This is a genomic window from Streptomyces sp. DH12 (assembly GCF_020873895.1).
GTDB lineage: Bacteria > Actinomycetota > Actinomycetes > Streptomycetales > Streptomycetaceae > Streptomyces.
Window position 1 is genome coordinate 222,923 of sequence record NZ_JAHWGT010000008.1, and the last position, 11,259, is coordinate 234,181.

Genomic DNA, 11,259 nt, shown 5'->3' on the forward strand with positions numbered 1-11,259 from the left:
CGGCGCCCCCGCGCGGCCCCGGGCGCCGGCCCGGCGGCGCGTCAGCCGTCGGCCGCCGCGGCGTCCGTCAGGGTGAACAGTCCGCCGTCCGGGTCGCGCAGCGTCGCCTGCACCCCCGGCTCGTGGGAGATCACCGTGCCGCCGTGCCGCAGCGCGACCGTGACGCGCCGCTCCACGTCCGACACGGGGAAGTGCACCTGCCAGCGCGGCCGGATGGCGGGGTCCGGCGCCTCGCCCAGCGCGCCGGACGACAGCCGGGCCACCGCCCGCTCGCCGCTGCGCAGCACGACCTCGTCGCCCACGTACTCCACGTCGCAGCAGCCGGGCCGCCCGCACGCCCAGTCCAGGATCTCCCCGTAGAAGATCGCCGCGTCGAACGCGTCGCGGGTGTGCAGCCGCACCCACGCGGGCGCCGCCGACCGCCACGCCTCCCATCCGGTGGGCAGCTCGCCCTCCCAGATGCCGAACACCGCCCCGTCGCGGTCCGCGGCCAGCGCCCCGCGGCCCAGGACGAACGCCACGGGCCCGACCGCCACCGTCGCGCTGCGCTCCCGGATGCGGGCCGCGGTCTCGTCCGCGTCGCGCACGGCGAAGTACGGCGTCCAGGCCACCGCGACGTGGAAGGCGGACGCCAGCGCGCCGATCCCGGCGACGGCACGGCCGCCCGCGAGCGCGACGCTGAACTCCTCACCGAGCCGCGCGGGGCGGAACTGCCACCCCATGACCGCCCCGTAGAAGTCGTGCGCCGCCCGCAGGTCCCGGGTCATGAGGGTGACCCAGCAGGGCGCGCCGTAGACCGCGCTGCTGGATGTCGCCGCCTCTACCGCGGCAGGTGTGGGTTCTTTTCTCATGTGCTGCCAACCGTCCCGGTGTCGCCTCGCGCGTCGCGTCCGCACTCCATCCTTCCACCGTTTACCCGCCGAATGCCCCTTTCGCCGCCTTTCGTCGCCCCGGCGGCCCGTTCGCGCGGCGTGCCGCGCCCGGGGCGGAACGGGAGCGTGGAAAAAGCCCTCTACGGTGGCGGATCAGTGTTTTCCCCGAAAGGCAGTGGTGAGAATGGCCGTCGGCGCGCCCCGCGTCACCGACCGCGACGACGAGGACGGGGGGGACGGCCCGCCCCGCACCGGGCGCACCGTGCGGGCGGCGGTGCCCGCCCTGGCGGCCCTGCCGCTCGGACTGCTCGTGATGGCCTCCGTCCTCGGCCGCCACGTCCGCCCCGGGGCGGACGAGTGGTGCTTCCTGCCCGTGGTCCGCGACCACGGCATCGCCGGGCTCGTCGAACAGTTCTACGTCACGGACAACGGCCGCCTCGCCAACGGCCTGCTCGTCGGCCTCTACGCGAAGTTCCCCGTGGCCGGGCACCAGTGGTACGGCCCGGTGAGCGGCGCGCTGGTGCTCGGCCTGCTGTGGGCCCTGACCGCGCTGCTCCTGCGCCGGGTCGGCCTGGGGGCGCCCCGCGGCACGGCGCTGGTGGTGGCCGCGATGACCACCGCGGTGTTCCTCTTCGCCACCCCCAACACGTACAAGACCTTCTACTGGCCCGCCGCCTCGGTCTCGCACACGCTCGCCCCGGTCCTGGCCGCCGCGGCCGCCCTACCGCTGCTGCGGGCCCGCGGCCGCCGCGGCCGGGTCGCGGCGGTGGTGACCATCCTCCTCGCGGGCGTCTTCATGGGCACCCTGTCCGAGGAGGCCTCGGTCGTCGCCCTCGTGGTCCTGGGCGCGGCCGTCGTCCTCGCCCCCGTCGTCCTCGTCGAGCGCGTCCGGCGCCCGTTCCGCGTCTGGGCGCTGACCGGGATGGGGGGCGTCGCGGTCGGCACGCTGCTGCTGGTCACCTCGCCAGGGTCGCGCAACCGCCGGGAGCGCTACGACGCCGAGACCGTCTCGATGCTCGCCCCGGACTCCCTGATCGCCTCGCTGAAGCTGTTCGCGCGGATCGCGGAGAGCGTCCTGACGACCTGGACCTACGCGGGCGCCGTCGCGGCGGGCGTCCTGCTCGGGCTGCTCGCGCGGCGCCGCGCGGACGCGGGCCCCGCCGTCCTGCTGCCCTGGCGCCCGGTGCGGCTGCTGTCCCTCGGCGCCGTGGTGCTGCTCGTCTGCGGCTACTTGTGCACCGTGATCACCTACCCGGCCTTCGGCAGCCGGGTGCTCACGACGGAACGCACCTGGAACGACTACCTGCTGCTGTACGTCCTGCTGCTCGTCGCCGCCGGCGCCGCGCTGGGCCGGTCCGCGCGCCGTGCCCGGCGGCCGGTGGTCCTCGCCGCCGCGGCCGCGTCGGCCGCCGTGTGCGCCGCGACCGTCCTCGGACTGGCGGTGCCGCTGCACCACCTGGGCGACGACATGCGGGCGCGCGCCGAGCGCTGGGACCGCCAGGACCGCTACCTGCGGGAACAGGCCGCGAGCGGCGCCCGGACCGCCCCGTACACCCCGAACTCCGTCGCCCGGATGCTGGAGCCGTTCGGCGCCGGCGGCAAGAAGCGGTGGCCGGCGGGGTGCGTCGCCGACTACTACCACCTCGACCGGGTCACGTACGGCGGACCGACCCCGTAGGTCCGGGCCCCGCCTCCCGGTGCCGGGGCGGCCGGTCAGCGCCGGCCCGCGCGCGCCGCGGGCCGGTCGGCCCCCGGCCGGGGCCCGGCGTCCCGCTCGGTCTCCCGCACCACGTAGTGCGGCCGCCGCTTGGTCTCGTGGTAGATCCGCCCGACGTACTCGCCGATCACGCCGAGCGTCGCCAGCTGCACCCCGCTCAGCCCGACGATCGCCGTGATCAGCGTCGCGTAGCCGGGGGTGTCGACCCCGTCGAGCAGCGCGTTCGCCACGATCCACAGGGCGTAGGCGAGCGCCGACAGGAACAGCCACAGGCCGGTGTGGATCGCGAGCCGCAGCGGCCGGGTGTTGAACGAGAGCAGCCCGTCGATGCCGTAGTTCAGCAGCCGTCTGCCGCCCCACTTGGAGGCGCCGGCGGCGCGCTCGACGTTCTCGTAGCGGAAGCTCACGGTGTCGAAGCCGATCCACGAGAAGAGGCCCTTGGAGAAGCGGTTGCTCTCCGGGAGGGTCAGGACCGCCTCCACGGCGCGGCGCGACAGGAGCCGGAAGTCACCGGCGCCGTCGACGACCTCGACGTCCATGAACCGTCGCACCAGGCGGTAGTACGCCCGGCTGAACGCCTTGCGGACCGCGCCCTCACCGGAGCGGTCCCGCTGCGCGACCACCTGGTCGTAGCCGTGCCGGTGCAGGTCCAGCATGCGCGGCAGCAGCTCCGGGGGGTGCTGGAGGTCGGCGTCCATCAGCACCACGGCGGAGCCCCGCGCCATCCGCATCCCGGCGAGCATCGCCGACTCCTTGCCGAAGTTACGGCTGAAGGAGGTGTACCGGACGCGGACGTCGGCGCGGGCCAGTGCCCGCAGCCGGTCGACGGTCGTGTCGCGGCTGCCGTCGTCCACGTAGCAGAGCTCGAAGTCGGCCCCCGTCGGCTCCAGCGCGGCCACCACCGCCTCGTGGAAGGCGTCGACCACCTCGCTCTCGTCGAAGCACGGGACGACGACCGAGATCTCCACCATTGCTGACCCACTCCATGCACGCCGATGCGGGACGCCCCTCCGGTACCCGCCGCACGGGGAAGATGCGGGCCGGGCCGCCGAGGTTGCCTCCACCTCGGTACCAGCGCCGCACACCCGTCGGCCCGCCACCACCCGGGTCACCCACCCGGGTGCCCCCGCGCCCACGTGAACGGCCCCGGCCCCCACCAGGGGGACCGGGGCCGGGCATCGGCGCTCACGGTGTCCGCGCGGAAGGCGGCGGGGTCATCCGCCGGCCGCCCGCGCGGCCCTCCTCACCGCAGCGCCCGCAGGAGGGCCTGGGCCGGCTCCGCGGCGCGGAGCGGGGCCTCGGCCTCGCCGGGTCCGGTGTTGCCGTAGGACTGCTCGGAGTGGTTCCCGAGCTGCGTGCTCACCCGGTCGTCGCCCACGGCGGCGGCCGCCGGCGCCCAGACGCCCACGGCGGCCGCGGCGAGACCGGCCGTGGCCAGCACCTTCTTGATCATGGTTCATCCTTCGTGTCGGGGACCCGGTCCCCCGGGTCCCCCTGCCCAACCGGCGACCGGGCCGCACGTCACGCGGGAACCGCGTGCCGGCCCGGCATTCACCCGTTCGCCGCCCTCCGCCGCCGAGAGCCCCGGGTGGAGGGGCTCGGCCGGCGCCGGTCGGCGGGACCGGTGCGTGTCCTGTGGGATGCCGCCAGTGAAGCGCGCGCCGCCCGCACCGGGAAAGAGGGAAACCCCTGGCCCACCCCTAGACCCCCCTCGCCGCCGGGTGCGACGGCCCCGGCGGGGCGCGGGCGGGCCCGGCCGGCGGGCCGCGCGCGGACCCGCCGGTGCGCCGCGCGGGTCAGCCGCCGATGGGGAGGGCCGGCAGGGCGCCGGTGGGCAGGCCGCCGAGGAGTCCGCCGCCGACCGGCAGCGCGGACGGCTTGCCCGGGGTGGCGCCGTCGCCCTGGGCGGGGGTGCCGAGGAGGCCGGTGGAGTTGAGGTTGGACACCACCGGCGCGCCGACCGACGCGGGCGGCTGCTCGGCGGCCGCGGCGGGGACGGCGGCGGCCATTCCCGCACCGGCGATGCCGGCGCAGACCGTGAGGAGGCGGGTGCCGGTACGGATGCTCATGTGTCGCTCCAGAGGTGAGGTACGCGTGGTGCGTGCGGTACGTGAGACAGGTGGCGTACGGGCGGAGAGGCCGCCTTCCAGCCGCGCTGTGCAACGACCGGCGCCAGGCGACGACACGGTCCGACTCCCGCACCACCCCTTGAACTTGGTCTAGTCCAATGCCAAGCTGCTTGTGAGCCGCCCCACTTGAGTCCCCCGGGGAAAAGAAGGGACCCCCCACATGACAGCGAGAACGTTCACCCGCCTCGCGGCGGTAGCGGCCACGGTGCCGCTGTTCGTCGTCCTGACCCCCACCCAGGCGAGCGCCCACGGCACCATGCACGGCCCGGTCAGCCGGGTGGCGACGTGCTACGCCGAGGGTCCGGAGCACCCGGACACCCAGGTCTGCAAGGACCTCGTCGCGACGAGCGGCACCCAGCCGCTCTACGACTGGAACGAGGTCAACATCGCCAACGCCAACGGGCAGCACCGCCAGCTGATCCCCGACGGCAAGCTCTGCTCGGCCAACCGGGAGAAGTACAAGGCGCTGGACTGGGCGCGCACCGACTGGGCCGCCACGCCGGTCTCCGCTGGCCCGCTCGCCTTCCGGTACCGCGTCACGGCCGCGCACCCCGGCACCATGACCGTCTACATCACGAAGGAGGGTTACGACCCCACCAAGCCCCTGAAGTGGTCCGACCTCGACGAGAAGCCGGTCGCCGTGGCCAACGTCGCCAGGACCGCGCCGAGCGGCTGGTACGAGTTCGGCGGGACGCTTCCCCAGCGCTCCGGCCGCCACATGCTGTACAAGATCTGGCAGCGCAACGACAGCCCGGAGGCGTTCTACAGCTGTTCGGACGTCACCTACGCCAAGGCCGCGGCGGCCGCTCCCCAGGCCCCCACGGAGAAGCAGATCGAGGCGGGGCTGTCCAAGTCGACCGTGAGCCACCACGGCCACGGCGGCGACCTGCCGGGCGAGCAGCAGACCGTCCTGCCCCAGACCCTGGCCAGTGTGGCCGCGGTGGGCATCACGGCCGCCTGCTTCCTCACCACCCGCCGCCGCAGGACGAACTGACGGCGCGCCCGGCCGGCGCGTGACCCGTGGTCGCGCGCCGTACCGGCGGGCGCGCGCCGCCGGTGGCTCCCCGCCACCGGCGGCGCGCGTGGTCAGCGCAGCAGCGAGCGGGCCGTCGGCGCGAGGCGCAGGACCAGCGCGGGCGCGGTCAGCTCCTTCTCCAGGGGCGCCAGCACCCCCTCCCGCGTGAGCCGGTCCCCGTGCAGCCGGGCCAGGTGGCCCCGCCGGGCGGCCTCGTCCGGGTAGGGGGTCAGCGCGACGACGACGTTCTCCCCGGTACGGACCGGGAGCCGGGGGAAGGTGTTGGCCGCCGGCTCGGTGGCCAGCACGGCGACCGGCGCCGGGCCGGTCCGCCGCAGCGCCGGCAGCAGCCCGTCGCGGACCAGGCCGAGGCCCCCGCTGCGGCCGGGCGGGAAGGACCACACCACCGCCGACACCACGCCGCCCGGGTCGGGGGCGCCCACGGCGGGCCGCGCCGCCGCGCGCGCGACGGGACCCTGCCCGGGGGTGAGGGGCCGCAGCAGCAGCACGTCGTCCGAGGACACCATCGTCGCGTTGGCCGCCGGCCCGTGGCGCGCCCAGACCGGGCCGCCGTAGAACGCGCCCAGCCCGCGGCGGCGGGCCTCCATGTCCCGGAAGCCGCGCAGCCAGACGAACCGGTCGGGGTCGTCCAGGTCGCGGAACTGGCCGAGCACCGCCATCCCCGCCTCCTCCTGCGGCTCCACGAACTCCCGGTCGAACAGCTCCACGAGCTCGTCGCGGCGGCCGGGCCGCAGGGCGTACCGGCGCAACTCGACCACGGACGGGCCGCGGGGCCCGGGGGCGGGCGCCGCGGACGCTCCGGTGGGGGACAGGGGGGATGCGGGCACGGTGGTCTCCTCTTCGACGCCGGTGTGCGCCCCGACGGTAGGGGAGGGGTGTGCCAGGGGCTGTCAGGGTTCCCGGGCACAATCAGCGGCATGTCCGCCGGCCGTCTGCTCTCGTTGCTGCTGCTGCTCCAGTCCCGCGGCCCGGTGACGGCCCGCGCCGCCGCGCAGGAGCTGGGCGTCTCCGTCCGCACCGCCTACCGCGACCTGGCCCGCCTGCGCGACGCGGGGGTGCCGCTGCGCGCCGAACCGGGGCCGGGGGGAGGGTACGGGCTCGTCGACGGCTACCGCACCCGGCTCACCGGCCTCAGCGAGGGCGAGGCGCGCGCCCTGTTCCTCGCCGGGCTGCCCGGGCCCGCGGCGGACCTCGGACTCGGGGCGGAGGCCGCTGCCGCCCGGCTGAAGCTGCTGGCCGCCCTGCCGGCGGGCTCGCGGGCGGAGGCGGCCCGCACCGCCGCGGTGTTCCACCTGGACGCGCCAGGCTGGTACCGCGAACCCGAACCCGCCCCGCACCTGCCGGTCCTCGTCGACGCGGTCCTCGCCCGCCGGGCGGTGGACGTGCGCTACCGGCGGTGGCGCGCCCCGCGGGAGGTGGGCCGCCGGCTGCGCCCCTACGGACTGGTGCTGAAGTCGGGCACCTGGTACCTCGTCGCGGCGGGCGACCGGGTCGCGACCTACCGGGTCGACCGGGTCCTCGACGCCGTACCGACCGGGGAGCCCTTCGACCGGCCGGGCGACTTCGACCTGGAGGCGTACTGGACGGCGTACCTGGAGGACTTCTCGGCGCGCCGCCACACCGGTACGGCGACCGTGCGGCTCTCCCCGCGCGGCCGGCGGCGGCTGCCGGACAACGTCCCGCCGGAGGTGGTGCGGGCCGTCGACGCCACGGCCTCGCCCGTGGGGGAGGACGGCTGGGTGGAGGCGGTGGTCCCCGTCGAGGGCGTCGGGCACGCCTGCGGCGAACTGCTCAGGCTCGGGGCCGACGTGGAGGTCGTGGCGCCGCCGGAGCTGCGCCGGGCGATGGCCGCCACGGTGCGCGCCCTCGCCCGCCTCTACGACGGCGTCCCGGCACCCGACTGAGCCGGCGCGGTACGCGGCGGTCCCGTACGCGGCCGGTCCGGCGCCGGGTGCCCGGCCGCCGGGCAGCGGCCGGCACGTCCCCCGTCAGGCGTCGGCGAGCAGGGCGGCCAGGGCGTCGGCGCGCCCGTCCAGCGACTGCTCCGTCCAGACCGTCTTGCCGTCGCGGGTGTACCGGGAGCCCCAGCGGTCGGTGAGCTGGGCGACCAGGAACAGGCCGCGGCCGCCCTCGTCGGTGCTGCGGGCCCGCCGCAGGTGCGGGGCGGTCGTGCTGGCGTCGGAGACCTCGCAGACGAGCGCCGAGTCCCGGATCAGACGCAGCTGCACCGGGCCGGAGGCGTACCGGTAGGCGTTCGTGACCAGTTCGCTGACGACCAGCTCCGTGGTGAACGCCAGCTCCTCGAGACCCCACTCCGCCAGCTGGGACGCCGTCAGCCGGCGGGCCAGCTGGGCCACGGTCGGCTCCGTCGGGAGCGTCCACGTGGCGACGTTCTCCGCCGGCAGGACCCGGGTGCGGGCCAGCAGCACCGCCACGTCGTCGGTGGGCCGGTCGGGCAGCACCGTCCGCGTCACCCGCCCGCAGAGCGCGTCCAGATCGGGCTCGGCCGCGTCGAGCGCCGCGTACAGCAGCCGCAGCCCCTCGTCCACGTCGTGCCGGCCCGACTCGATGAGGCCGTCCGTGTAGAGGGCGATGAGACTCCCCTCGGGCAGCTCGAACTCCGCCGTCTCGAAGGGCAGCCCGCCCAGCCCGAGCGGCGGGCCCGCCGGCAGGTCCACGAGCGCGGCCCGCCCCCCGGGGGTGACCAGGACGGGCGGCGGGTGCCCGGCCCGCGCCAGCGCGCAGCGCCGCGAGATCGGGTCGTACACCGCGTACAGGCAGGTCGCGCCCACGATCTGGTCCCCGGTGACCGGACCGGTCGCCTCCTGCTCCCGGGCGATCCGGCCGACGAGGTCGTCCAGCTGGGACAGCACCTCGTCGGGGTCCAGGTCGAGCCCGGCGAGCGTGTGCACGGCCGTGCGCAGCCGCCCCATGGTCGCCGCCGCCGGCACCCCGTGGCCCACGACGTCACCGACGACGAGCGCGACGCGGGAACCGGACAGGGGGATCACGTCGAACCAGTCCCCGCCCACCTCCGTGGCGCCCCCCGCCGGGAGGTAGCGGTGCGCGACCTCGACCGCCGGGTGCTCCGGCACGTCCGACGGCAGGAGGCTGCGCTGCAGCGACAGCGCGGCCTCGCGCTGCTGGGTGAACCGGCGCGCGTTGTCGATGGAGACGGCGGCCCGCGCGGCGAACTCCGCCGCCAGCGTCAGGTCGTCCTCCTCGAAGGGCTCGGGCCGGTACGCCCGCCACAGGCTCACCACCCCCAGCAGCACACCCCTGGCGGTGAGGGGCACCGCCATCATCGAATGGGCGTCCGAGGCGCGCCCCGGCCCCCGGGCGGCGGCACCGGCCGGGGCCGCCCCGGCCAACGTCTCCCGGACGGGCCGCCGTTCGCGCAGGCAGCGCGCCTGGGCCGAACCGGGCGCGAAGGCGACCTCACCCCCGGCCCGCCGGGCGGCCGGCGGCGGCTCCGACGTGACACACGCCAGCGCCACCCGGCACAGCCGCCCGGAGGCGCTGCGCGCGGGCTCCCAGCCCCGTACCACCGGCTCCAGGAGGTCCACCGCCACGCAGTCCGCGAGGCCCGGTACCGCCACCCGGGCCAGCTCCTCGGCCGTCCGGGTGACGTCGAGGGTGGTGCCGATCCGCGCGCTGACGTCGTTCAGCAGCGCGAGCCGCCGGCGGGCGAGCTCCCGGTCGGTCACGTCCTCGATGAACTGGGTCACGCCGAGCACCTGCCCGGCGGGGTCCTCCATGCGGAAGGCCGACACGGCGACGAACCGCTCCCGGCCCGGCGGGTCGGTGCGCAGGCGGCAGGGCTGCTCGGTGAAGATGAGCGGCTGTCCGGTCTCCAGCACCGACCGCAGCCCGCGCTCGGCGATCCGCGCGTCGGGAGTCACGAGGAAATCGCCCATCCGCAGCCCGTGCATGGTCTCCGCGGGCGCGCCGCCGAACGTGGCGATGGCCCGGTTGACCCGCAGGATCGACAGGTCGGGGCCGTGCACGGACACCCCGATGGGGCAGCGGCGGAAGATCCCGTCCAGCAGGGACCGGTCCGTCTCCCACTGGATGACGTCCTCCGCCGGGGCCCCTACGAGGAACCACTCCTCGCCGTGCCCGGCGCGCACGACGAGCCGGGACCGGAACCCCATCCGCAGCCGCCGCCCGTCCCGGCGCCGCACCGGCAGGACGCCGAACCAGCCGCCCGCGGCCACGCACGCGCCGATCGCCGTCACCGCCGCCGTCCGGTCCTCCGCGTCCACCAGCACCTCCAGCGCCCGGCGGCCGATGACGTCCTCGGGGCGGAATCCCAGCAGCCGCTCGGCGAGGGGGCTCCAGCCGACGACCGTGCCCTGCCCGTCGAGGACGGCCGTCGCGGCGCGGTGCAGCGCGAAGGGGTCCTCCGGGCTCTCGCTGAACGTTCGCAGCGGCGTGTCCATCGCCCTCACCCTCGTACGGGAGGCCGGCCGCGGCCCGCGCGGCCGGGGTCCCGCGGGCGGGTCGCCCGCGGTCCGGGTACCGGGTGGGGCCGGTCCGTCCGGCCCCACCGGTTCAGTTGGGGGAGGGCGTCAGGACGACGAAGTCCGCGCCCGCCGGGTCGAGGCAGACGGCCAGCCGGCCGACGCCCTCCGCGTCGTCGGGGCCCATCCGCACGCTGCCGCCGGCCGCGGTGACGCGGGCGACGGTCGCGTCGCAGTCCTCGGTCGCGAAGACGGGGTGCCAGTACGGGCGGCCGCCGGTCGGTTCGAGCTGCTCCGCCGGCAGCTCCATCACCCCGCCGTGCATGCGCTCGTCCGGCAGCTCCGCCGGGGTGATCAGCGAGTAGGTGCCTCCCCCGCCGGGGAGGTCCATGTCCTGCGTCCGCCAACCGAACAGGTCGCCGTAGAACGCCTTGGCCGCGGCCGCGTCCGTCGTGAGCAGCTCCACCCACGACAGCGACCCCGGTTCGTCCACCGCGTCGAGGCCCTGGTGCGTGCCCGGCTGCCAGACGGCGAACTGCCCGCCCTGGGGGTCGGTGTACTGCGCCATCCGGCCCTCGTCGCCGGCCTCGGTCGGCTCCACCCGTACGGTGCCGCCGGACCGCCGCACCGCCTCCGTGGTCGTGTCGACGTCCCGGGTGCGGAAGTAGACCATCCACGCCGAGCGGGCGCCCTCCTCGGTGAGCGCGCCGAGCCCGGCCACCGTCCTGCCGTTCAGCTGGAAGAAGCCGTAGTCGCCCGCCTCCTCCCCGAACGAGCGGTACTCCCAGTCGAACACCGACCCGTAGAACGCGGCCGCGGCGTCGACGTCGGGCGCGCCGAGGTCCAGCCAGCAGGGGGATCCGGGGACGAAGTCGGTGGTGATCACGGCGCGGTTCCTTCCGTCGCGGGCGGGGGAGGGGCCGCGGGTGCGGCGGGGCCCACGGGACCAGCGTCGCACCGCCGCCCCCCGGCCGCGCCCCGTGGCGGACGAACCGGTGACGCGCCCCCGGGCGGCCCGGGCGGTCTCTTAGACCCATCTCCG

10 protein-coding genes are annotated in these 11,259 nt (G+C 76.4%); 3 read left to right on the forward strand and 7 right to left on the reverse strand.

The annotated features are described in order from the left end of the window. Positions 1 to 41 precede the first annotated feature (41 nt). On the reverse strand, positions 42 to 851 hold the full coding sequence (locus LPA54_RS10050) for a VOC family protein (RefSeq protein ID WP_228975957.1): 810 nt from the start codon (positions 849 to 851) through the stop codon (positions 42 to 44). Positions 852 to 1,056: 205 nt separating this feature from the next. On the opposite strand from LPA54_RS10050, the gene LPA54_RS10055 reads away from it, so the two are divergent. Then, the gene (locus tag LPA54_RS10055; RefSeq protein ID WP_228975959.1) at positions 1,057 to 2,550 is read left to right on the forward strand and encodes a DUF6056 family protein; all 1,494 of its coding nucleotides are present in this window, start codon (positions 1,057 to 1,059) and stop codon (positions 2,548 to 2,550) included. A gap of 35 nt (positions 2,551 to 2,585) precedes the next feature. Here the strand turns inward: LPA54_RS10055 and LPA54_RS10060 are convergent, their stop codons facing one another. The 3 genes from LPA54_RS10060 to LPA54_RS10070 all read right to left on the reverse strand — a co-directional run bounded on the left by LPA54_RS10060 (position 2,586) and on the right by LPA54_RS10070 (position 4,658). Continuing rightward, the gene (locus LPA54_RS10060; RefSeq protein WP_267486938.1) at positions 2,586 to 3,560 is read right to left on the reverse strand and encodes a glycosyltransferase family 2 protein; all 975 of its coding nucleotides are present in this window, start codon (positions 3,558 to 3,560) and stop codon (positions 2,586 to 2,588) included. A gap of 272 nt (positions 3,561 to 3,832) precedes the next feature. Continuing rightward, positions 3,833 to 4,042, reverse strand: a complete 210-nt coding sequence (locus LPA54_RS10065; RefSeq protein WP_228975961.1) for a hypothetical protein — start codon at positions 4,040 to 4,042, stop codon at positions 3,833 to 3,835. Between the two features lie 343 nt (positions 4,043 to 4,385). Next, the gene (locus LPA54_RS10070) at positions 4,386 to 4,658 is read right to left on the reverse strand and encodes a hypothetical protein (RefSeq protein ID WP_228975963.1); all 273 of its coding nucleotides are present in this window, start codon (positions 4,656 to 4,658) and stop codon (positions 4,386 to 4,388) included. Between the two features lie 220 nt (positions 4,659 to 4,878). Here LPA54_RS10070 and LPA54_RS10075 point away from each other — a divergent pair, with 220 nt between their 5' ends. Then, positions 4,879 to 5,712 (forward strand): lytic polysaccharide monooxygenase, encoded by an 834-nt coding sequence (locus tag LPA54_RS10075; protein ID WP_228975965.1) that lies wholly within the window; start codon positions 4,879 to 4,881, stop codon positions 5,710 to 5,712. A 92-nt stretch (positions 5,713 to 5,804) separates the two neighbouring features. On the opposite strand, the gene LPA54_RS10080 is transcribed toward LPA54_RS10075, so the two are convergent. Continuing rightward, positions 5,805 to 6,581 (reverse strand): NIPSNAP family protein, encoded by a 777-nt coding sequence (locus LPA54_RS10080; RefSeq protein ID WP_308112828.1) that lies wholly within the window; start codon positions 6,579 to 6,581, stop codon positions 5,805 to 5,807. Positions 6,582 to 6,671: 90 nt separating this feature from the next. Here LPA54_RS10080 and LPA54_RS10085 point away from each other — a divergent pair, with 90 nt between their 5' ends. Then, on the forward strand, positions 6,672 to 7,658 hold the full coding sequence (locus LPA54_RS10085; protein WP_228975967.1) for a YafY family protein: 987 nt from the start codon (positions 6,672 to 6,674) through the stop codon (positions 7,656 to 7,658). An 84-nt stretch (positions 7,659 to 7,742) separates the two neighbouring features. Here the strand turns inward: LPA54_RS10085 and LPA54_RS10090 are convergent, their stop codons facing one another. Then, positions 7,743 to 10,196 carry a SpoIIE family protein phosphatase gene (locus LPA54_RS10090; RefSeq protein ID WP_228975968.1) on the reverse strand — a complete coding sequence of 818 codons (2,454 nt, stop codon included), beginning with the start codon at positions 10,194 to 10,196 and terminating at the stop codon, positions 7,743 to 7,745. A gap of 112 nt (positions 10,197 to 10,308) precedes the next feature. Next, the gene (locus LPA54_RS10095) at positions 10,309 to 11,103 is read right to left on the reverse strand and encodes a VOC family protein (RefSeq protein WP_228975970.1); all 795 of its coding nucleotides are present in this window, start codon (positions 11,101 to 11,103) and stop codon (positions 10,309 to 10,311) included. Between the last annotated feature and the right edge of the window lie 156 nt (positions 11,104 to 11,259).